Below are 23473 nucleotides of genomic sequence, written 5' to 3' on the forward strand. Positions count from 1 at the left end.
GACAGCCGTCGTTGATTAGGCGGCGTTGCATTGTAGCAGTAAACAGTTTACAACCCGAAACAGTTAGCTAACAGAAGCAGCATCACAAGGAGCTGATAAACCGTGAAAAAAATTTTACTGACCATGTTACTGGTGGTGATCGCCATGGTTGCCTCGCGTTCAGAGTATGTCAGGGAAGCTATCACTGAAGGGCCACAACCGCTGCTGGAAAAGCTCAACGAACTGTTTGGCGACTACCACCCCGATAAACTAAAACAGCAGATGGCGGATGGGATGAAAGTAGATACCACGTTGGCGAACTTCCGTCGCAAATTAGACGCCTCAGTCAAAGCCAAAGAGGAGTACCTCTACCAGTTCTGTAACCCCGAAAATCCTCAGGAACATCCCACACTGGATGGAAATCGCCAAGCAAAAATGTGTGACTATGCGCGCGACAAGCTCGGTATAAATTAGTTTTGACTACAATGAGTTGTAATAGCCGACAAAAATGACCGCCTATGCAACGCTGGCAACACCTTTTCTGCTTAGCCCTGCTGCTTTTTTCACAGGGGGCTTTTAGCGAAAAACACCGTTACCCCATGCCCGGCACGCTTTATGTGCTGGGTGATGTCCATGGCGCCTACCAAGAGCTCTCCACCTTGCTCCAGGGCGCCAAACTCATTGATGAAGATGAACGTTGGATCGGTGGTACCAGCTATCTGGTCAGTGTTGGCGATCTGCTTGATCGCGGTGACGATTCCCGCTGGGTAATGGATCTGCTGCGACGGCTAGAAAAGGAAGCCCGCGATGCTGGCGGCCGCGTCTATGTGTTGATGGGCAACCATGAGCAGATGAACCTGATGGGTGAGCTCAACTATGTCACGCCAGGGGAATTTGCCAGCTATATCGAGCTGGAAACCAGTCAGTTGCGCAACCAACGATTCGAACAATTCACGCAACTGCATCCGGACATCGAATCTACCGCCACCTTGATGGAAAAATTTGAACAACACTATCAACCTGGCTACTTGGGGCACCGTGCAGCCATGGCACTGGATGGCGACTACGGCAAATGGTTGATCAGACGCCCCACGCTGTTGGTCATTGGTCGCTTCGGTTTTGTTCACGGTGGATTATCCAGTGTCATCGCAGGGCTCTCCAGCGGCGCCATAAACGAAATGACCCAGACAAACATTCGCCAATTTGTCACCGCTCAACAGAACCTACTCGAACAGGGGCACGACCTGACCGGCTATAGTTGGTTTGAACGGCTGGAGCAGGCCAAATTACTAGCCACCGAAAGCAGCGATGCGCAGATCCAAAAACAAGCCCAGCTGGTATACAAGGCTGGCAACAACCCCCTGCTGAATAACGAAGGTCCGCTCTGGTATCGAGGCAATGTGATATGCCACCCGCTGTTTGAGCAACCTATGCTTAAAGAACGCTTGGCCAACCTGAATATTGAGCAACTGATTGTCGGACATACCCCGACCCCCAGTCGGGAGATCAGCGCGTATTTAGACGGCTTAGTGATCGATGTCGATACCGGCATGAACACCGCTTACTACCATGGCAAGCCAGCGTTGCTAAAAATCACTGATGACGCACAGATGCAGGTATTCACTGATGGCAGATGGCAATCATGGCGAGCGGAGAGCGCCCCTGACGGATACAAAGGCCGCCGTTATGAAGATTGGGAGCTGCTACTGACGAACGCAGAGATCACTGAGATTGAAGCCGTTGGCGAAGGCGTCACCCAGCCACAAAAAGTGACGCTGAGCGCCAACGGGGAAACCTTTCACGCCATTTTCAAAACCGAAGATGTGCGGCCACGGCGGCGCAATCAACATCATCAACTCAGTGACAGCTTCCGTTTTGATATCGCCGCCTATCAGCTTGCCCGCGCAATGGCACTGACCGAGATCCCTCCCACCGTGGAGCGCACAATTAAAGGTAAAAGTGGCGCACTGCAGCTTTGGGTCAATAACACATTTAATGAGAGCAAACGGCTAAAAGAGGGCCTTTATCCTGCGGAAACTTGCGTACTGAGTTATCAACACAGCTTGATGAACCTATTCGATATACTAATTCACAATGATGACCGTACCCGTGCCAACATGCTGTATCAAAGATCCAACTGGAAGCTCTGGTGGATAGACCATTCGCGGGCATTCAGGACGCTACCTCGCGCACCAGAATATCTTGCGCAGGCTAAGTTAATCTATTCGCCACTGGTTAGGCAGCAACTGCAGCTGTTGTCACGGAAAAAACTACAACAAGTGTTGGGCAGATGGTTGGATAGTGATCAGCTAAGAGCCATCACTAAGCGCCGGGATCTGCTGCTCCGCGCCTGGAAAGATCAGCGCTAAGCAGAGCGATATGCCGCTGCAACCGCAGACAGATCCAGATCCAAACTAACGCCAGGCCAACATTGATCAGCAGGTAACCTGATAGATCCAACAGCAGCCAGTGGCTACCGAGCAACACGATGACCAATTGGATGAGATCCCCCAAACGCCAAAAAATCGTATCTATCACCGCCTTGCCCTCATACAGCTGCACCCCTGAAAGAGGCAGAAAAAGCGTGTGACGTAGGGTATTTTGCAACGAATAATCCAGGCTGTTTTCAGCCACTTTATAAAGATAAGTAAGCCAAAATAGCGGCAAGAAAAATAGCGTTAAATAGCCGCCCAACATCAAGCAAGGCACCAACAAAAGTGCGGAAGAAACGCCCAACCAACGAATCATTCTCGACACCAAAAACAGCTGGCAGAGCACGGTAGCGAAATTCACCCAACTGTAGAACCCGCCATAAAAAGCGCCTATCTGATCCGCACCGCTATACTGCAGCTCAACCCAACGCGCCAAAATATATTCTCCCAAGCTATTGCCGGTATTTAGCAGCAACACAAACAGCGCGATCAGCATGAGATAGGGATTTAGCAGCAGGTGATTTAAGCCTCGAAACCAATGCTGTTTAGCATCAACAGATCTGTCAGCGCTTGCTTGCGCCACTTCGCAAGAGATGGGGCGCGGCGTTTGCCAAACGGCAACATACCCCGAAATGGCAACAGCAAACGCGCCGCCAACACCACTAACAATAAACACCCAGTGGGCAGAGACAGCACCAAGCAGTCCCCCCAGAGTGGCACCCGCTGCAATCAGCGGAAACAGCCGTTTACCTGCCTCTGGTTGGTAATAGGCCGCACATTCAGCCCAGAATTGGGCAATGATGAATACATTAAATATCCCCAACCAGATATAGAAAGGTGCTGCTACAGGCAGTTGCAGTCCATGACCTAACCAAAACAGAGCAAGAGAGCTCACCGCGACAACTAGCACGCCGGAGAACATTCGCTGGGTCCCCAAGTGACTCACCAGATAGGCATAAAGCGGCATCAATAGAAACAGCACTAACGCTTGGATCGCCGTCGCGTAGCTACGAATGGTGGCGTCATGCTCACTCAGGATCAACGCCTCGCGCAGCGGTTTTAATTGATAGTAAGCAAACAGCAGAAGGAAGGCTTTCAGTGTCAACCACAGGGCAGGGCGCAACTCACCTGGAGCAACCTGGGTGATCAGATTAACGCTACGGGTCAACCAAATTGCTAAAGTCGCTTTAAACATCAATAGATTAAGTCGATTGGCGAGGTACTATCAGCAAGTGTAGTCCGCTTTTAACTAAGCAAAGCGTAATTAAACAGACCGGCAAATAATCAAGCTAAGCAATATCTTCTATTTGCCGTCAGCATCGCAACGACTCAGCGCCGCCGATTACCCCGCCTGCGCTTTGCCCACATCCATATACCTGATGCAGCTAACAACATCATCGCTACCGCAGCCATATCCATCAACCAAGGACCTGAGACGCCGACGATACGTCCGCTGTGCAGATCTAGCAATACACGCTCTAAATCAACGGCCCCGTGCGCGGGTAACGCCTGCGCTAAATCCGCGGGGATCGCTGCAGGCGAGCTCCAGCTCACCTCAGCCTGCGTCACCGGGTGCCACGCAAGCAAATCTTCATCCGCTTGCGCAAGCTGCCGCTCTATTCGAATAGTCGGCACCTGCTGTTCATCCAGCCCCATTGCCGTCACACCTTGAGGCCAACCTAACTCGGCGCTAACCTTTTCCGCCAACTCGCCCTCTTCGGTAAGCAGCAACAACTGCTTGTCGGTAGCTACCAGCAGCATCGTCTGCCAGACAAGCGCACCAACCACGTCACCATCCACGGCCATCAATGGTTGATCATTAAGGTAAAGCTGCTGTCCTTGGACAATAAGCCAGTCGCCCGCCACGGGATAAGCTTGCGGCTGCGGTGACTCAATACCATACCAGCGCAGTAGCCATGGCCAATCCAGATGTTGCTGGCTCAGTTTAAGGCCATCAGTATGATTTAGTGCGATACCGGTCAAACTAAGCAAAAAGATAAACAATGCCGCAGCCAACCCAAGCTTGCGGTGCCACCAGTGCAGCGCCCTTAACACCCTAGCCATTACTATCCCCGCTGACTTTGGATTCAGCTAATGTTGTATTCGGCATAACATGATGGTGGAAAACTAAGGCCAACCGAGCAATACGAGTAACCGCTTGGACCGAGAGTGTCGCTCCGGTAATGCCATCAATGTGGCGGTCGAGCTTTTTCTCTTCAGTTAACGTCGCCCCAGCGTATTGCGCCATAAACTGCGGATAACGAACTTCCCAACCTCGGCTTTCTCGATAAGCCAGAATTTCGCTGTATCTGATCTCATCGCCTTTCACCACCATACCCATAGTGATAGGGCGTTCTTTACCTATCTCTTCCAATATCCATACTGACTGGTCATCACGCATCCAGTAGCGGATCCTCAAAGCAGGATAGGCATGGTCCAATATCTCTTTGCTTAGCGCTTTAACATCGCGCTTTAACCAAAGTACTTTGGTCTTGGGTACGTCACCATCAAAGGCTTCCGCCAGAAACTGATCTGCCGTTTTATAGATCTCCTCCTTTGCCTGAGCAGGAAGGGCGATCGCCGAAAAAAACAGACCAATGATAAGTAATTTAAGTCTTCTCATAACCACCTGATAAAACGAAAAAAGGCGACACGTTCAATGAACGGGTCGCCTAACTATAAACGCTTATCGCGTTAAATTAGAAATGGTAGCCAATACCCAGGTTGAAACCATCCTGTTCTTTACCATTTTCATTGTCTTGGATCTGGTAGTCGGCTTTCAGCACTACTTGTGCGTGAGGCCAGTAGTTCACACCCAGATCGTACTGCTTCTTCTCACTTTCAATGCTGCTCTCACCAGCCTGGTTATCCCAGAAGTTGTAGCGAGCGAAGATTCCGAACTCTTCGTTGAAACGCCAGCTTGGCTCAACAAAGAAACCAAACTGTTCATCAGCACCCATATCTGCCGGGCCATCACCATCCAAATCCCAATAAGCAGCTAATGCACGCAAGCCAAATTGACCTTTCTGATAAGCCGCATGGCCTTCTAACATAAAGGCACTGCCTGCTTCAGGGTCTTCACTCTGGGTCATATCGCCCTGATACTGGAATGATCCACCTAACTCCAGACCAGGAATAGCGGTGTAACGTATCGCTGCGGTATACGCGAAATCATCGGCATCTGCATTGGCGCTTTTTTGGCGGCCGCTACGGATGTTGTAGCTCTTTTCCGCAGATGTTTTCAGACCCGAGTGCATATACAGATCATAGCGAACACCCTCCGCGACTTCACCATAGATACCACCGCCTGATTCCCACCACGTGGTAGGAATAATGTTTTTCTCTACCGGGTTACGCTCAACCCCATAGAAAGTCGCTGGCTCGTGAGTTTCATTGAGAATACCGATAGGCAGCAGGAACAAACCACCACGGGCGGTTACGGAGTCGTTGATATCAAAATCAATGTAGGCCTGCTCCAGCTCCACTTCCCCAGGCTTGTCGTCACCAGACAGCGCGTGTTCCAGCTCCAATTCAGAGAAGAAACGGATGTCGTCAGTAAAGTCATAACCAAACATCAGTACAAAGCGATGAAAATCAATTTCATCTTTGTCTGATGCGCCGCCACTGCCGTCCAGGTTGTTATAGTGCAGTTCACCATAGCCGCCGATATGAACCTTATTCACAATCTCAGCCAGGCCGCTGGTCTTTTCAACCGCTTCAGCTGTCGCTTCAATCGCTTCTTCCTGCTCTTCGTTGGCAGTTTCCAGCTGTTTAATTTTAGCCTGCAGTGCTTCCAGCTGTTTGCTAAGCGTATCTAACTGCGCTTTGGTATCAGTTTCAGTAGCAAACGTTTGGCCAGAAGCCGCCAGCGCGACAGCTAAAGAGAGTGCGCGTAACTTCATAACAAGATCCCTATAACAAATTTGCAATATTTATAGGGGTATTATCGCTATCCAGAAACAAATGTAAATAGGAATTGTTATCACTCGCAATATGATTCAGATCAAGATCTACAAAACCAACTTGGGTTATAGCGACAGCAAAAGGATTAAAAAAGTGGCGTTTATTCAGGTAGATGAAATAAGTTTCACTGATTAGGCAACGTACTGAAAAAGTGCTTTAAAGGGTATGCGTCATATAAAAGAGCCATGCAGAGAGCTTCTACATGGCCCTGTTACCCCACCGCTAGCCGCCAGAAGGCAGCTAAACGGGGATCTTTCAGGCGTCGGTCATCGGCACAAAGGCCGACCCGGAATGGTTCAAAAGTTGGGGTAACAGGCAACTCCACCACCTCTTCCCGCAGCGGGCTATGGGCTAACACAGGGGCTGGCACCACACCCACGCCAAAGCCCAGCGCCACCATAGACACAATCGCTTCATGGCCAGACACTTCTGAATGAATATTGGGTTTTACCTGTTTGCGCTTCAGCCAGCCTAATAGCCGCTCTCGGCTTAAGCCGCGCTCAGCCAAAATAATTGGCAACTGCGCCCAGTCAATTGGATCCTGCAGAACGGCGGTACGCACCGGACAACTCAGGGTGGGCGCTATCAGTACCAGTGGCGCATCGGCCAGCATATGCACAATCACGTGGGTGGGCAGTTTATCGGGAATACCGGTGATCGCCAGATCCGCTTCCCCCTCGCGGACCTTTTCCACCGCGAAGGCAGCATCCCCCGTCTGCAGATCGATATCAATCTGCGGATAACGCTGACGAAACGGCACCAATAGCTGCCGCAGATAGCTGTATGCCGCCGTGACGGTACAATACAAACTGATACGTCCGGTCAACGCGGAGCTATCGACACTCAACTCTTGTGACAACTGCTGCCAATCATCCAACACGCGTTCAGCAAAACGCAGGTAACTTTCTCCGGCCGGTGTCAGCGCCACTGTGCGGTTATCTCGCATCAACAGTGGCTCACCCACCTCCTCTTCCAACCTTTGTATGACACGGCTTAGGGTAGGGGCACTGACATGCAAACTTTCACTGGTGCGGCCAAAATGCAGTGACCGCGCCAAATGGCTAAACAGGCGCAGCGAGCGAATATCCATAACGTTTCACTTTGTGAAATACACTATTGCAAATATATCAGTTTAAGAAATAGAAAGCTTGGCCTACTATGACTGCGTCAAAATTGGTCACGTATCCGTGACCCAAAGAAAGAACAGGATCCAAGCAATGGCTAACTACTTCAATACCCTTAACCTGCGTCAGCAGCTTGCTCAATTGGGCAAATGTCGCTTTATGGACCGCTCAGAATTCGCCGATGGTTGCGAATACCTGAAAGGCAAAAAAATCGTCATCGTCGGCTGTGGTGCACAGGGCCTAAACCAGGGTTTGAACATGCGCGATTCCGGTTTAGACGTTAGCTACGCACTGCGTGGCGCTGCGATTGCAGAAAAACGTCAATCATGGAAAAACGCGTCAGAAAATGGTTTCACCGTCGGTACCTACGAAGAGCTTATCCCAACAGCGGATCTGGTATGTAACCTGACTCCTGACAAGCAGCACAGCAACGTTGTTAATACTGTAATGCCGTTGATGAAAGCGGGTGCCACACTGGGTTACAGCCACGGCTTCAACATCGTTGAAGAGGGTATGGAAGTACGTAAAGACCTCACCGTTGTGATGGTTGCACCTAAGTGCCCGGGTTCAGAAGTACGTGAAGAGTATAAGCGTGGCTTCGGTGTACCAACCCTGATGGCCGTTCACCCAGAGAATGACCCTAACGGTGAAGGCGAAGCCATTGCCAAGGCATGGGCATCAGCGACTGGCGGTGACCGCGCAGGTGTACTTGAGTCTTCTTTCGTCGCTGAAGTTAAATCTGACCTGATGGGTGAACAGACCATTCTTTGCGGCATGCTGCAAACCGGTGCCATCCTCGGTTATGAGAAGATGCTGGCTGACGGTATCGACGCTGGCTACGCCGCTAAGTTGATCCAGTACGGTTGGGAAACCGTGACTGAAGCACTGAAGATCGGTGGCATCACCCTGATGATGGATCGCCTGAGCAACCCAGCCAAACTGAAAGCTTTCGACATGGCTGAAGAGTTGAAAGAGTTGATGCGCCCACTGTTTGAAAAGCACATGGATGACATCATCACTGGCGAATTCTCTCGCACCATGATGGAAGATTGGGCCAACGACGATGCCAACTTGCTGAAATGGCGTGCAGAAACCGGTGAAACTGGTTTTGAAAATGCACCGGTTAGCGATGTAGCTATCGACGAACAAGAATACTTCGACCACGGCATCATGTTGGTTGCCATGGTGAAAGCCGGTGTTGAACTGGCCTTCGAAGCAATGACCGCTGCTGGCATCATCGAAGAGTCGGCTTACTACGAGTCACTGCACGAAACACCACTGATCGCTAATACCATTGCTCGTAAGCGTCTTTACGAAATGAATGTAGTGATCTCAGACACGGCTGAATACGGTTGTTACCTGTTCTCTCATGTGGCGGTACCACTGCTGCGCGAGAAGTTCATGCCTAACATCGGTACTGACGTGATCGGTAAAGGACTTTCTCTGACCTCCACCAGCGTTGATAACGTTCGCTTAAATGAAGTGAATGACGCTATCCAAAACCACCCTGTGGAGTGGATCGGTCAGGAGCTACGCGGTTATATGACCGACATGCAACAAATTGTGGATGCTTCATCTAAGTAACCACCCTGGAGATGGGCCAAAAGCCTTTTTAAAAGCTCGGGTGATCCCCGAGCTTTCTTTTATCTAAAATTCACAAAATGAATTAGTCGACCGACTGAACTATGCTGTTGATATCCCTCAACAAGCGTATGCTCAACCCATGTCACTTCGCCTGGAACAAATTAAGCTATTCCTCGCCGTTGTCGAGTTAGGCAGTTTTGCCGCTGCTGGCGACAAGCTAAATCTGCCTCAACCCACCGTCAGCAGACATATAAAGCAATTAGAAGACACGCTCGGTATCCACCTGTTTGACCGCGGCAAACGCAAAGTCACACTCAACGAATTTGGCCATGGCTTTTTACACTATGCCAACAGGATCTATGCAGCCAACAACGACGCTCTGATGTTTGCCGAAGGTTGCAGCTCAACGCCATCCGGCAATCTGGTGATTGAAGCGGTTCCCGGTATCTGTGAAATTCTACTACGCCACTTCGACGAAAAATTTGCGCAGCAATATCCCGAAATTAAGCTGTCATTTCGCTCGTTAAGAAGCAGTGATGGAGATAAGCCACTGCAAGGAGATATACGCATTCATATGCAAAAACCTAAAGAGGAGAACTTGATAGCCCGAACGTTTATCGACATTGAAAGAGATTTTTATGCCACGCCTGATTTCATCGCCAGGTATGGCCCTTTTAGCCACCCCTCTCAATTGCAGTGCGTCCCCTGCATTCAAATTTGTGCAGATACAGAGTCGCCTGAACAGTGGATGTATCTAGAGCACAACCGGATCCAGACATTAGACATTCAACCTATTCTGACCGTCGACATCGGCTATCTAGCCATTTCAGCAGCAATAAACAACAGAGGGGTTATTTGGGCACCTCCCATACTTATTGCAGAAAATCTTGAACGCGGAGAACTGGTCCCTCTGTTTAAACAGCAGTTTACCTATACCCACCCGGTGTACCTTATCTATCGTAGTAATCATTACCAGCCCCCCAAAGAGAGGGTTTTTATTGCCAGCCTTTTGGCTCAGTTCGATCGTGATACACCATACAATCAATCCAAATAGTGAATGTATACATTTGTAGGTGATCATTTTTTAGCCATCACTCACCCCCTATAATTGCGCGCTTTTCATCCAGCACCAATCTTAGGAACCTATTCAATGCCCTTTACTAAAGATCCCTTGCAGCCAACCCTACAAAGGATACTCGCGCCCTATTTTTGGCCCATTTTGATTGTCATTCTGGTGCTGCTTTCAAGCGTTTCTGGATACAACTACCTTTACCAGCGCGCCAGTATTACGGAACAACATAAACATTCATTGGAAGAATCGATGACAAGCAAACTTGCGTTTACCGAGCAGGTATTAGTTAACAGCTTTCAACACATTGAAGACAGTGTTCGGTTACTAGCAAAAAGCGACAAACTGATTGAATACATAGAAAATCCAACCCTTGAAAACAAGTTCTATGTTGAAAAGCAGTGGGCACTGCTAGCACAGGCATCAGGCAACTATCGGCACCTAAAACTTGTCGATATAGATGGCTATGAGAAAATTCGCATCGATTACGACTCAGAAATAAACCAGGCTCAACCAGCCAATGAACTGATCAATAAAAGCCAACATAACTTCATGATGTTGGCTAATAACGTAAACGAAGATGAAACGGCCCTTATCGTTTTTGACTTGGAAAAACAAAACAATCAAATACGCGCTCCGTATCGGTTGATGGGGAGAACACTCAGCCCCGTCGTGATCTCTGGTGAGCGCAAAGGCTATGTTGTACTCAACTTAAAAATGGACACCATCGCAAGTCTGTTTGACGCACAACTAAACACGCTAAAGATCCCACTGGAAGTGGTCGCTGAAAGCGGACATTTCATCCGCTCAAAAGAACCAAGCCATCAATACGGTCATATGATCAGTGAACGAAACAAGTACAACCTGAACCAATCCCACCCAACGTTATGGCGAACAGTCAGCCAACATCAGCTAGGGATAGAAGAGATAGATGGCGACTTATTCGCGTTTAGGTGGGTCCAACTCGGTACTGATACACGCATACTCAGCCCCGATTCGGATCAAATACTGCTGCTGTCTCGCATCAGTGAAGCAGACATTCTTGCGGCAACACAAGCACAAATACTGACGATAAATCAGGCGTGGATAGGCCGTGGCATATTCATTTTTATCACCAGCCTAATGTTGGCATTTGTAATGCGATATCTACTGACGCAGTACAAAGTTCAAAAGTTAATGCTGACAGCGATGTGCCAAATGTCATCCGTCATGCTGATGGATACCAAGGGCAAAGTTATCGGGGTTAATCACGCTTTTGAAGGCATGACCGGGTATAACGTCGATGATATCTGTGGGTATAAGCCAAGCATGCTGTTTGTTGAAGGGCTGAGCCGTGCAAAACTTGAAGAGGCCATAAACAACGCCTTAACAGAGAATGGCTTTTGGCACGGAGAAGTCAGCTGCAAGCTTCCTGACCAAAGCATTTCTAGCTTATGGATGGAGGTGAGCGCAATTAGGTTACGCAGTAAATACACAAAATACTATGTCGCCAGCTTTGTCGATATCACCGAGCGAACAAAGCGGGAACAGGAATTAGTCTCTTTGAGCACCCAAGATCCTCTAACCGGAATAAGCAATCGCAGACAATTCGATGTGACGCTAACACAGCTGGAAAAAACAGCGCGTCGTTATCCAAGCGCATCGTTTTGTCTCGCGCTGCTTGATTTGGATTACTTTAAACAGGTCAACGATGTATACGGACATACCACCGGCGATAACGTATTAAAAAGTTTTGCGAAATTGATAACTTCACAACTACGGGAACAAGATATTTTTGCCCGCATAGGGGGTGAAGAGTTCGCAATTATTATGCCCTTTACTTCGATCCAAGAGGCGACTTCAGTGTGTGAGCGCCTGCGCCTATCCACAACGCAACTGACATTAGACCCGCAAATCACCGTCAGCATCGGTATCGCCAACTACCAGGCAAAGCTTTCTGCCAATGAGCTATACGAGCGCGCCGATAAAGCGCTTTACCAAGCAAAAGCATTGGGCCGAAATCGCGTCAGATTCGAAGACATAACAGCAGCGAAGAAGAGATCCAAGCTACCATCACCAAGCTTTGATATTGGCATGTAAACGAGCACCGGTATTGTGGGCTGTGATCGGCAGATCATGGCCTACAAAAACAATGGTTACGTCCATGCCATCAGCCATCAAGACGAACTAACTACCACTCAAATTTTGAATAGATGAGCAGCTCAACTAAACTGAACTCAACGTCTCACAAATGTGGTCTTCGATGTCGTTTCGTCTTGAACAGATCCAATTTTTTCTCGCCGTTGCCGAACTTGGCAGCTTCACTGCAGTATCAGATAAACATCATGTGCCACAGCCCACCGTCAGTCGGCAAATAAAACAACTAGAGGATGAGTTAGGACTACGTTTGTTCGACCGTAAGGCGCGTCATATTCAGCTCACCGAGTTTGGCCGCGCTTTTCTCGATCATGCAAAACGGATCCAATCCGCACACAAAGATGCCGCACAGTTTGCAGAAGGCAGCCGCAGTCGCCCCAGTGGTCACCTTGAGATAGAAACACTCCCTGGTATAGCAATGATGTTTTTAGGCGAGTTTGAGCATCAGTTCGCCGCTGACTATCCAGACATATCATTGGGTATAAACACCATTACGCTAAGAGAGGGGGATGCCCCCCTTAACGTGGATCTGCGATTACATCTCTCACTTCCCAAAGACGAACAACTGGTGGCGCGCCCGGTTTGTAAAGTTGCCAGAGACTATTATGCGACACCCGCGTTTATCGAGAAATATGGGCCGTTTAACCATCCAAGAGAACTTATTGGTGTCCCTTGTATACGCATTCTATTTGCCCCCGGTAAGCCCGAGTCATGGTTTTACATCGAAGATGATAAGAGCTTCCCACTAGACGTCACAGGCTCCATTACCGTTGATACAGGCAACCTGGCCGTACTTGCTGCGCTCAATGGCCGTGGTGTGATTTGGTTAGCTGAGCCCCAAGTCAAAGCCGAAGTCACTTCGGGCAAATTGGTGAAAGTATTCCAGCACGACTTCAGCACCATACGAACCATTTATGTCATCTATCGTGGCAGGCAGTATCAACCACCAAAAGAGCGGGTGTTTATTGATGCTCTGATGAGCTTCTTTTCTTCATACCGATAGCAAGGTATTCAATTACTGAATAGCAGTATACCTAAACGGCTATTTTTCAAGCAACTCGCTGCGCGTAAAATCGCCGCTCCTTGCTAAGCCAATAAAGCACTTGAGCTATCATGAAAAATAACCACGACCTGCTGTTAACCACACAGTGTAAAAAGCTCACGCCCTACCTTTGGCCTCTGCTGCTGGGCTTTTTAATCATTCTGTCGGTGGCGTCTTACTATAACTACCATTGGCATAAACAGAGCCTGATATCTGAACGCACAACCGTCGCCAAACAAGCTGCGCTCAAAGGACAATTGTTGCTGGAAAAGATCCTGCAGCAGAAGTTCCAACATATTGAAGACAGCATCCGCTTACTCGCTGAGAACTCACCACTAAAGCACTATGCCCAAACTCACTCAGCGGAGATGCGCCAAATCGTAGAGCAACAATGGATTTTGTTGTCACAAAACTCTGGCCTGTATACACAGATACGTTTCATCGACCCCCAGGGAATGGAAAAGATCCGGATCAACTACAACGCAGAATCTGGCGAGGCCACCGTTGCCAACAAGCTTCAATATAAAGGCAACCGCCCTTATATGCTGGAAGCAAAAAACCTTAAACCTAGTGAAGTGGCGGTGATCGCCTTCGATGTAGAATCAGAATTTGGTCAGATTGTACGTCCCCTGAAACAGGCGGGTAGGGTGATCACCCCATTAACCATTGATGGTCAACGTTTAGGCTATGTGCTGTTCAATCTGGATATGTCAGAGGTAATGAGTTTAATTGATGAACAGGAGAGGGTTAATCAGTTATCCATCGAAGTGATGACCAATGATGGCCACTATATCCGCAGTGAAGATCCGGCACATGCTTACGGTCACGTCCTCCCTTCACGACAAAAATTTAGCTTAGCGCTGAGCGACAACAACACATGGCAGAAGATGCAAGCAGATAGTGAAGGTGTGCTTCGCCTAGACAAGGGTTACCTGACCTATCGCTGGGTGAACTTCAACTTGCGCCAACGCTTAATGCCTCACTCCACCCAACGCCTGCTTATTCTGACGCATATCCGAGACAACGACATTCAATTGGCTACCCATGAAGCAATCAGCACAGCCAATAGCTCATGGCTACTTCGCCTCGCGCTGATCTTGTCCATCAGTATTGTGGCTTCACTGTGGTTACAGCGCTGGCTGACCCGATTCAAAACCCAAAAGCTGATGTTATCGGCCATCAGTAGCATGTCTTCCGTCATCATCACCGATCAGAATAACCGTTTGGTAGGCGTTAACCGAGCATTTGAACAACTCACCGGCTATCAAAGCGGTGACATCGTTAAGAAAGTGCCGGAGATGTTTGAAGCTATAAACCAATCATTTGAAGAATTCCAAGGGTCCGTAAAGAGCATTATTGCCAACCATGGGCGCTGGCAAGGGGAGATGCGTTGTGTCTGCGCAGATGGCAGAACACTGAATATCTGGCTTGAGGCCAGCGCGATCCATAACGGAAAGGGTCAACAAAACGTCGACTACTATGTGGCTAATTTTATCGACATCACCAAACAAAAAAGATTAGAAAGCCAACTGGTTAAACTATCTAACACCGATGCGTTAACAGGTGCTTATAACCGTCGCCGATTTGATGAAGAGTTAAACCGATTAAGCCGAATAGCGGATCGCTACGCCAACAATCAGTTTTGCTTGGCCATCCTCGATCTCGACCATTTCAAAGCCGTTAATGATACCCATGGCCATGATGTGGGCGATGAAGTACTCAAGACGGTTGTTTCCCATATCCATCCATTGCTACGTGAAACAGATTTCTTTGCCCGCTTGGGGGGTGAGGAGTTTGCCGTGCTGATGCCACACACCGAGATCTCGGCGGCAATTTCTGTCGCCGAACGGTTACGCAACGAGATTGAGCACACCAACATAGTCCCGAAAGTGACCATGAGTATCGGCGTTGTAGCTTATCAAGCCAACATGCCAGAGACAGAGCTTTATCGACGGGCAGATATCGCCCTGTATCAGGCTAAAGCACTAGGTCGAAACAGGGTGATGTCTGATGACTGTCAGCGGGTTGATAACACAACTAACCTCATAGGCGGGGTTAGTACTGTCACTCTTTAATCACACCACGGGCTTTGAGGATGGCGGTTTTAAAGTCATCTTCACAGTCCTTGGCAATGCCAGGGATCATCGCGTCTTTATCAGACAGAGCCATCTTCAGATGATAGAAGACAACGTCATCAGTCAGGGTTTCCAGACCCGATGTGTGCCCGGCGGCAGCGGCAATCTGCGCCAGTAGTTCGGTCAGATTCAGTTGCCCCTGTTTTTTCCAATAAGGTTCTAGCAACTCTAGTAGCTCAGAAATGCGGTGATCGTTCATCTCACTCTCCAGATTTTATCAATTCTGGTGCTAATTCTACCCTATTTCGGCCCTTATTCTTTGCGCTGTACAGTGCATTATCAGCGGCTTTAATTAAAACATCGTAAGAAATATCTGATGACACCTCGGTCACGGCAACACCACAGCTGACCGTCACTACGCCACCAGCGACCGTGGGGTGAGACAAGGCAAGTTGTTCGATATGCGCGCGAACCTCTTCAGCCAACAACTCAGCACCACTTTGCTCAGTGTCGGGCAGTAGCAAAACAAACTCCTCGCCACCATAACGTGCAGCCATATCAGCCGGACGACGACTAAAGCTAGCAATGGCTTGCGCCACTATTTGCAAACATTCATCTCCGGCAAGATGTCCTAATTCATCGTTATAGTCTTTGAATTTGTCGACATCTATCATGATCAAACCAATATGATCTTTATGCCGTGCCGCAAGACGCCAGTGCTCATCCAAATGCTGATCTAAGGCTCTGCGGTTACTGATGCCGGTTAATGCATCCTGTAAAGACATCGCTGTGATCTTCTCATTGGCACAACGGAGGTCCTCCACCAACAATTCATTTTTGATATTGCTACGAATGCCCATCTCAACATGGCGCGCCATCCGCGGGTAGGTGGAAAAGATAAAGAAGCCCGCAAACAGCACCAATCCAAATGCGGGCAGTTGCATCTCCAAATTACCACCAGCCAGCACAGCTAATGGTGGCAGAATCGTCGTCCAAGCAAACAGGTTGAAAGAGAGGCGCGAGGTGATCATAGAAACGAAGCCACCACTAACCAAGCCATAAGCGGTGATCACTAAAAAGGCTTGGTAAAAACCGGGTAACGCAGGTAGAAACTGCCACGATGCAGCCCCCCAAAGAGAACCCATCAAAGCTGAGCCGATTGAAAACTCCCATTCGAGTCGGCGAGCAGGCAAGGTGAACCCCTGTAAGGTACGGCGCCGACTATGCAGCATACGCGCGGCTACCACACCTATAACCAATGAGTTCCAAGCCAGTAGTTGCTGATCCGGCACGTAGCCATACAGTACCGCTCCCCAAGTCAGGGCGATAGCCACGTTCACAGGCATCGAATAGCGATAATACAGATACAGCTGACGCACTTTTTCTAGTGCAACACGCTGCTGGTTGTCTGCCATGATCAACTCCGTGGAGACAAGCTTAGCGCTTAGTCAGAATGTTCATATCCAACATAGTGTAGCTGCTCGCCCTACGGGTTTTTGTTATTAGGTGAACATTCGTGAAGCGAGTTAGATATTAATTCGCATTACAGTGCGGAGTGCATTCGACGGCGGCGCCACTTGATAGAGAGGCACAGTAGGCAGAGGCCCGAGCAGGTAAAAATCAATGCCGTAGCAGCAAACACGATGAGCAGCGGATTATTAAAATCTTCTCCCTCCGTATAGTCCATGATGTGTGCCCGCCACAAAATATCAAAAATGCGCCACTGGGTATTACGACGGGCAACCACCTTACCACTATCCGGATCGATATAAAGGTGCGTCCCACGACTATCATCAAACTTAACCTGCCATAGCGGCTGACCTCTGCTTGCCACTTCCCAAGGCAGTTCAGTAAGAAGGTTGGCGCTGACAATCCGGCCTGCGCCCGTATAGTCTTGATTAGCGACATCACGAACCAACCCATCACTAAGCGGCGACAATAGCCCACCAGTAGATGCATCAAATAGTTTAACGCCGTTCTGATCTGCCCACTCATATACCCACCGGTCAAGCCAGGGGCGCAGTTGCAGCAATTTAAGATCACCTAATAGAAGTGAATGATTTTCTAGTAATTGTTCCACATGGAACAGTGTGTCAGGCACCGCGATTGCCGCCGATGAACGGGCAAGATCTCGTCCCCGCACAGTATCGATAGGCATGGCGCTCATATACAAGCCACCTAAAATCCACAGCAATAACTGCAAACCCAATACTAAACCAAGCCATTTATGGATTTTCCGAATCAAAGATTTGGTTTTCGCCCGCACCTTATGTGCCTCCGTTTTTAGCATCACCATCGATCGAATACGCATCCCAACCAGCCGCTAAATCCAAGCCTATTTTTACAGATAAATGGCGTGCCAAATTAGTTGTCGATTTTTCGGTGTTGGCTAAACATAGGATCGGCTACAGTGCCTGTATCAAACCGCAGCCCAAACGAGCATCTCACCATGAACCAGCCGTTAAATGAACTCACACTGTCTGAAGATGAGATGTATCAGGCGATCTGTGATCGTGATACACGCTATGAGGGTCAGTTTCTTATTGGTGTTAAAACCACAGGGATATTTTGTCGCCCTGGTTGTCGAGCCAAAACACCCAAGCGGGAGAATATCGCTTTCTTTGCCGATGCAGCCCTGGCCGCCAACAGTGGTTTTCGCCCATGCAAAATTTGCCGACCATTAGCCCCTGCAGACAGTCCACCGGAATGGTTAAAACCACTGTTGGAACGACTTCACCAACAGCCCGACATCCGCTTCAAAGATTTCGATCTAAAGCAGATGGGGATATCGCCAGAGCGAGTGCGGCGCTGGTTTCAAAAACACCACAAGATGAGCTTTCAGGCCTACCAACGAGCCACCAAAATGGGACAAGCCTTGGGTCAACTCAGTTACGATAACACTGATACCCAATCAGTAATCGATACAGCATTCTCTTTGGGTTATGAGTCGCTCAGCGGGTTTCAGCAGGCGTTTAAAAAGCAGTTTGACCTACCACCGACAAAAACCGGTGACAAAACCCTGATCACCCTAACTAGGATCCCTACGGTCATAGGTCCGTTACTGGCTGGCACAACAGAGCAGGGGATCTGTCTGTTGGAGTTCGTAGACCGCTGGATGCTGGCCACCCAACTAAAACGCTTAACCAAACGAATGAACGGCGTATTTGCCCCCGGTGATCACCCACTATTTTGCCCGTTAAAGCAGCAACTGGATGAATATTTCAAAGGGCAACGTAAGCAGTTTGATCTGCCACTGGTGATGAACGGGACACCTTTTCAACAACGCGTGTGGCAGCAATTGATGACCATTCCCTGTGGTACGACACGGAGCTACAACGAACAGGCACAGGCCATAGGTCAACCGACAGCCACCCGCGCAGTAGCGAAGGCCAACGGCGATAACATGCTGGCTATTTTGGTACCTTGCCACCGAGTGATCGGTGCCAATGGCGCACTAACAGGGTATGGCGGCGGATTACCACGCAAGCGTTTTTTATTGAATTTAGAAGGTGTGTTACTGGCGGAAATGGCCTAAGCCATTGCCCCTCGTTGCTACGCAACAAAAGCACCACAGCGTAATTTTAGCGAGGATATATAAATAGCGCCGAACAGATCACAGAGATTCAATCGAATACAAAGCACTTTTTCCTTAATCAAGAGGGAAAAGTGCACTGAACTTATTCATTATGACGCTGTTTTGAACTGTCAAACGGCCACAATGCAGCTAGCATTTAATAAAGCCCGTTTTAAAAAGCAACCACACAAACCCACTTAAGCCTTACGTTTCAACAGTTTACCAACAACCCCTGTTTTTCATAAGAAATTAAACTGTTGAAACTACTTCGCTCATTGTTTAACCTTGACAATGATTAGTACACATACATTTACTAAACTAATCACTAAAAGGTATTAAATGAGCAGTCGCAAAGTCTTATCAATCAAGGCTTACATAAACAAGATAGGCCAACAAACGCTTGAAAATGTTTGTTTTTGGCTAATTATTGGTGTCTGCATTATTCCCGCCGCCCTCTCTCGCCACACAGAAATTGGTTCGAACTCTAATAAATAAGGTTTCTTAATGTCTTTCGAGAAAGCCATCGCTTTGGCCGTGTATTTCATCGCCATGCTGTTGATAGGTTTGTTTGCCTATCGTAAGTCCACCAGCGATCTGTCTGAATACATGTTGGGTGGACGTAAGGTCAGCCCACAGGTCACAGCGCTCTCTGCCGGCGCTTCCGATATGAGCGGTTGGATGTTAATGGGCTTACCCGGAGCCATGTTTGTCATGGGTTATGAAACCCTATGGATCGCGTTCGGCCTGGTACTCGGCGCTTGGGCTAACTACCAACTAGTAGCACCACGATTACGGGTATACACCCAAGCTGCTAACGATGCGCTGACGCTGCCGCAATTTTTTGGTGAGCGTTTTGGCCGCAAACACAGCGCCCTGCAGATCACCAGCGGTATCGTCATTATTCTGTTTTTTACTCTCTACACTTCGTCGGGCTTGGTCGCAGGAGGCAAACTGTTTCAAGCGACTTTAGGCTTGGATTACTCTCTAGGCATTATCATCACCGTGGGCGTTGTTGTGGCCTACACACTGCTGGGTGGCTTTCTTGCTGTCAGCCTGACTGACTTTGTTCAGGGCTGTATCATGTTTATCGCTCTGGTGCTGGTGCCTGTCGTTGCTTACCAGTATTTCAATAGCGGCGCAGAGGTATTAAGCGAGACAGCAAATACCATCCCTGATTTCAGCAGCATGCTGACGCAAGTCACCGTATTGGGTGTGATATCAAGTCTTGCTTGGGGCCTTGGCTACTTTGGACAACCCCACATTATCGTCCGCTTTATGGCGATCCGCTCTGTGTCTGAGATATCAACGGCGCGGAATATAGGGATGAGCTGGATGCTGGTGACCATCGTGGGCGCCGTGGCCACAGGGCTTATCGGTGTCGCCTATGTCAGTAAGTTCAACTTGCAGCTAGATGATCCCGAAACCATATTCATTGTTTTCTCCGAGATCCTGTTCCACCCCTACATCAGTGGATTTTTGATGGCGGCCATTCTTGCCGCGATCATGAGTACGATCTCATCGCAGCTGTTGGTTTCGTCAAGCTCATTGACCGAAGATATTTTTGTCGCGCTGACAAAAAAGGAGATGAGCCAAAAGCAAGCTGTACTGATGGGGCGCGCTTGTGTCGCTATCGTTGCAATAGTGGCAACACTGCTTGCTATGGACAGCACAAACTCCATCCTTAATCTGGTCAGTAATGCCTGGGCAGGATTTGGCGCAGCCTTTGGCCCCTTAGTGCTGTTAAGCCTGTTTTGGCCAAAGATGACCTACCACGGTGCTATTGCCGGCATTATTTCCGGCGCCGTCACTGTACTGTTATGGAGCCATGTGCCGCTCCTTGCTGACGGTGCCACATTAAGCAGCCTGGTTTACGAAATCGTGCCTGGGTTCATTGTTGCCACACTCTCTATCATCGTCGTCAGCCGACTGAGCGCGCAACCGAATGAGCAAGTACTTAAAACTTTCGATCAAGTTCAACAAGAACTTGCTCTCGCTCGATAACCATATCGTTTAAACGAATAAGGATCTATTTTGTCAGAGTTACCATGGCAACGAGTCGTCATTAAAGTGGGAAGTGCCCTTATCGCGCCAACGCGCAAGGGTTGCAGCTCACGTTATCTGCTATCGATTGCCAAGTTTATCGTCCATTGCCGGCTAAATGGCTGTCAGGTGGTACTGGTCTCCTCCGGCTCTGTCGCGGCGGGTGCAGAATCATTCAAGAGCACAGCAAATGCCGCTCCAGCACTGAAAAAAGCCATGGCCGCGACCGGTCAGATGGCGATGATGGCTGCGTGGCAACGACTGTTTGATTTTCCAACAGCCCAACTGCTATTAACCCAAAACGATCTGCAAGACAGAGAGCGTTATCGCAGCATCAAAGAGACAGCGTTTGAGCTACTGGACAATGATATCTTGCCGGTCGTAAACGAAAATGACGCGGTTACCACAGACGCCTTCAAGGTGGGTGACAATGATAATCTCGCGGCCATGATCGCTTCCGCCGTGTCTGCTGATGCACTGATTATTTGCTCTGATATTGACGGTCTGTACAACAAAAACCCGCAGTTGCATGCTGATGCAGAGAAGATAGAGCAGGTCGAAAAAATCGATGATACCGTGCTGGCGATGGCGGGAGATTCAAATACTGATGTCGGCACCGGTGGTATGCGCACCAAGCTGGAAGCGGCAGAGAAAGCCACCGCCAGTGGTGTTCGTACTTACATCGTCAATGGCTCCTCTGAGCAAGCGATGTATGATCTGCAGAACGGGCGCAATCCTGGCACCGTCTTTTTGCCCCATGAGACGCCACTGCAGGATGGACGTCACTGGATGACCCACACGTCACAGGCGCAGGGTGAAATCATTGTCTGTGATAGTACTGAGTCACGTTTGCTAGCGGGCGGAAAAGAGTTAAAGCACACCGATATATTGGATGTGATAGGCGACTTCTCCAGTGGTGATACCATTCTGATCCGGGCGAAGAATGGCACAAAGCTCGCCAAAGCCACCACCCAGCACAGTAGCTGTGTTCTTAGTTTAATCACCCGTGAATCATCTGGAGACGCGCTGCTTGCGCTAACGGTCGATAAGACTCCCATTATTTCCAATCATCACTTTGCCATTCTGGAGACCCAATGAGCATCGCTACTCTTCTCGCAGCCCAAGCTGCCAAAGCCGCCAAAGCTATTGCACTACTAACAACAGAACAGAAAAACAGCATTCTTCTGGCGATGGCTGACGCGATCCACCAGCATCAAAATGCCATCATTACTACCAATGGCATCGAAGTCGGCAATGCCCAAAACGGTGACTACGATGATGCCTTTATCGACCGCCTGACACTGTCAGCAGAACGTGTCGACGCAATGGTCGATGGACTACGTCAAGTAGCCGCCTTACCCGACCCCGTTGGCCAAAAGCGCCATCTGGGCAAGCAACCTAGTGGCATCAGTGTCGACAAAGTACGCGTGCCACTCGGCGTGATCTGTATGATTTTTGAAGCGCGACCCAACGTCACGGCTGACGCGGCAGCGCTGTGCTTGAAATCTGGTAACGCCATTATTCTGCGTGGCGGTAAAGAAGCACTGCAAACCAGCCTGGCCATCGCTAACATCATGAGAGATGTGCTTGTGGAGTTTGGTTTGCCGAAAGAAGCAGTTATTGTGGTTCCTGATACCGATCGCCAGATCATGCTGGAACTGCTCCAACAGCGTGACACTATCGACGTAGTGATCCCGCGCGGCGGCGAAGGCCTAATTAATTTCGTTACAGAGCACAGTAAAGTCCCCGTGATCCAGCACTTTAAAGGGGTGTGCCACCTCTACGTTGACGAATCAGCGGAGCCGGCACAAGCACTGGAACTTCTCCTCAACGGTAAAGTGCAACGTCCAGGTGTCTGTAACGCCCTGGAATGCTTGCTGGTAGATGAGTCTATTGCCGAGAAGTTTCTCCCTTTGGTTGCCAACACACTGAAAGAATTGGGTGTCACAGTGAATAGCTGCGCGCGCGCCGCCGCCTACTTCGAGCAAGCAAATGTGTTAGCAGATGATGAGTTCGGTGAAGAGTACCTCCGTCTCGAAATCGCGATAAAGATCGTCGATAACCTTAATCAAGCTATCGAACATATTGACCGTTTCGGCAGTAAACATACTGAAGTGATATGCACCCAGTCACCAGAAGCTGCGAAAGCGTTCCAACAACAAGTTGACGCTTCGGTGGTGATGGTCAATGCCAGTTCACGATTCTCTGATGGCGGCGAACTGGGATTAGGCGCAGAGATTGGTATCGCCACGACCAAACTTCATGCATATGGGCCGATGGGGCTTGATTCATTGACCACCGAGAAGTTTCTGGTCAACGGTAGCGGACAGATCCGCACCTAAGTCGGCGCTCTGCTCACTCTATTTGAAGCTTGTGTTAGATGGCGTTAGCAACATAGCTGGCGCCATTCATACATACGAAAACGCATTAGATCGATTTAATAAGTCATGTCACT

19 protein-coding genes are annotated in these 23473 nt (G+C 49.1%); 11 read left to right on the forward strand and 8 right to left on the reverse strand.

Features of this window, described 5'->3' with window-relative positions:
- The first annotated feature begins 102 nt into the window (after positions 1 to 102).
- Together EZV61_RS12895 and EZV61_RS12900 are read left to right on the forward strand one after the other, a co-directional pair.
- Complete coding sequence (locus EZV61_RS12895) at positions 103 to 453, forward strand: hypothetical protein (RefSeq protein WP_131416107.1); 351 nt, start codon at positions 103 to 105, stop codon at positions 451 to 453.
- Positions 454 to 497: 44 nt separating this feature from the next.
- Positions 498 to 2348, forward strand: a complete 1851-nt coding sequence (locus EZV61_RS12900) for a metallophosphoesterase (RefSeq protein ID WP_131416109.1) — start codon at positions 498 to 500, stop codon at positions 2346 to 2348.
- On the opposite strand, the gene EZV61_RS12905 is transcribed toward EZV61_RS12900, so the two are convergent.
- From EZV61_RS12905 to ilvY, 5 genes are all read right to left on the reverse strand, one after another.
- Complete coding sequence (locus EZV61_RS12905; protein ID WP_131416111.1) at positions 2302 to 3606, reverse strand: NTP/NDP exchange transporter; 1305 nt, start codon at positions 3604 to 3606, stop codon at positions 2302 to 2304. The genes EZV61_RS12900 and EZV61_RS12905 overlap by 47 nt on opposite strands.
- A 134-nt stretch (positions 3607 to 3740) precedes the next feature.
- Positions 3741 to 4475, reverse strand: a complete 735-nt coding sequence (locus EZV61_RS12910) for a PepSY-associated TM helix domain-containing protein (RefSeq protein WP_131416113.1) — start codon at positions 4473 to 4475, stop codon at positions 3741 to 3743.
- Positions 4468 to 5034: an FMN-binding protein gene (locus EZV61_RS12915; protein ID WP_131416115.1), complete on the reverse strand. Its 567-nt coding sequence runs from the start codon at positions 5032 to 5034 to the stop codon at positions 4468 to 4470. The genes EZV61_RS12910 and EZV61_RS12915 overlap by 8 nt, the downstream gene beginning before the upstream one ends.
- Positions 5035 to 5110: 76 nt before the next feature.
- Positions 5111 to 6313 carry a porin gene (locus EZV61_RS12920; protein WP_131416117.1) on the reverse strand — a complete coding sequence of 401 codons (1203 nt, stop codon included), beginning with the start codon at positions 6311 to 6313 and terminating at the stop codon, positions 5111 to 5113.
- Between the two features lie 272 nt (positions 6314 to 6585).
- Positions 6586 to 7464, reverse strand: a complete 879-nt coding sequence (ilvY, locus tag EZV61_RS12925) for an HTH-type transcriptional activator IlvY (RefSeq protein WP_114339300.1) — start codon at positions 7462 to 7464, stop codon at positions 6586 to 6588.
- 127 nt (positions 7465 to 7591) lie between these two features.
- On the opposite strand from ilvY, the gene ilvC reads away from it, so the two are divergent.
- From ilvC to EZV61_RS12950, 5 genes are all read left to right on the forward strand, one after another.
- Positions 7592 to 9082, forward strand: coding sequence for a ketol-acid reductoisomerase (ilvC, locus tag EZV61_RS12930; protein ID WP_114339299.1), 1491 nt, complete (start codon positions 7592 to 7594; stop codon positions 9080 to 9082).
- A gap of 139 nt (positions 9083 to 9221) precedes the next feature.
- The gene (locus EZV61_RS12935) at positions 9222 to 10136 is read left to right on the forward strand and encodes a LysR family transcriptional regulator (RefSeq protein WP_131416119.1); all 915 of its coding nucleotides are present in this window, start codon (positions 9222 to 9224) and stop codon (positions 10134 to 10136) included.
- 96 nt (positions 10137 to 10232) lie between these two features.
- Complete coding sequence (locus EZV61_RS12940) at positions 10233 to 12230, forward strand: sensor domain-containing diguanylate cyclase (RefSeq protein WP_131416121.1); 1998 nt, start codon at positions 10233 to 10235, stop codon at positions 12228 to 12230.
- A gap of 163 nt (positions 12231 to 12393) precedes the next feature.
- Positions 12394 to 13290, forward strand: a complete 897-nt coding sequence (locus EZV61_RS12945; RefSeq protein WP_165569606.1) for a LysR family transcriptional regulator — start codon at positions 12394 to 12396, stop codon at positions 13288 to 13290.
- 110 nt (positions 13291 to 13400) lie between these two features.
- Positions 13401 to 15404: a sensor domain-containing diguanylate cyclase gene (locus EZV61_RS12950; protein ID WP_131416125.1), complete on the forward strand. Its 2004-nt coding sequence runs from the start codon at positions 13401 to 13403 to the stop codon at positions 15402 to 15404.
- Here EZV61_RS12950 and EZV61_RS12955 read toward each other — a convergent pair.
- The 3 genes from EZV61_RS12955 to EZV61_RS12965 all read right to left on the reverse strand — a co-directional run bounded on the left by EZV61_RS12955 (position 15394) and on the right by EZV61_RS12965 (position 17715).
- Positions 15394 to 15663, reverse strand: a complete 270-nt coding sequence (locus EZV61_RS12955) for a YihD family protein (RefSeq protein WP_114339296.1) — start codon at positions 15661 to 15663, stop codon at positions 15394 to 15396. The two genes, EZV61_RS12950 and EZV61_RS12955, sit on opposite strands and share 11 nt — an antisense overlap.
- A gap of 1 nt (position 15664) precedes the next feature.
- Complete coding sequence (locus tag EZV61_RS12960) at positions 15665 to 16819, reverse strand: GGDEF domain-containing protein (RefSeq protein ID WP_131416127.1); 1155 nt, start codon at positions 16817 to 16819, stop codon at positions 15665 to 15667.
- Positions 16820 to 16947: 128 nt separating this feature from the next.
- Complete coding sequence (locus EZV61_RS12965) at positions 16948 to 17715, reverse strand: PepSY domain-containing protein (RefSeq protein WP_131416129.1); 768 nt, start codon at positions 17713 to 17715, stop codon at positions 16948 to 16950.
- 138 nt (positions 17716 to 17853) lie between these two features.
- Here EZV61_RS12965 and EZV61_RS19665 point away from each other — a divergent pair, with 138 nt between their 5' ends.
- From EZV61_RS19665 to EZV61_RS12985, 4 genes are all read left to right on the forward strand, one after another.
- On the forward strand, positions 17854 to 18939 hold the full coding sequence (locus EZV61_RS19665; protein WP_131416131.1) for a bifunctional transcriptional activator/DNA repair enzyme AdaA: 1086 nt from the start codon (positions 17854 to 17856) through the stop codon (positions 18937 to 18939).
- Positions 18940 to 19482: 543 nt separating this feature from the next.
- Positions 19483 to 20979 (forward strand): sodium/proline symporter PutP, encoded by a 1497-nt coding sequence (gene putP, locus EZV61_RS12975; protein WP_131416133.1) that lies wholly within the window; start codon positions 19483 to 19485, stop codon positions 20977 to 20979.
- 30 nt (positions 20980 to 21009) lie between these two features.
- On the forward strand, positions 21010 to 22116 hold the full coding sequence (gene proB / locus EZV61_RS12980; RefSeq protein ID WP_130567839.1) for a glutamate 5-kinase: 1107 nt from the start codon (positions 21010 to 21012) through the stop codon (positions 22114 to 22116).
- The gene (locus tag EZV61_RS12985; RefSeq protein ID WP_114339291.1) at positions 22113 to 23360 is read left to right on the forward strand and encodes a glutamate-5-semialdehyde dehydrogenase; all 1248 of its coding nucleotides are present in this window, start codon (positions 22113 to 22115) and stop codon (positions 23358 to 23360) included. The genes proB and EZV61_RS12985 overlap by 4 nt, the downstream gene beginning before the upstream one ends.
- Positions 23361 to 23473 lie beyond the last annotated feature (113 nt).

Origin of the sequence: Corallincola luteus, from assembly GCF_004336975.1 — a bacterium.
Classification (GTDB): Bacteria; Pseudomonadota; Gammaproteobacteria; order Enterobacterales; family Neiellaceae; genus Corallincola; species Corallincola holothuriorum.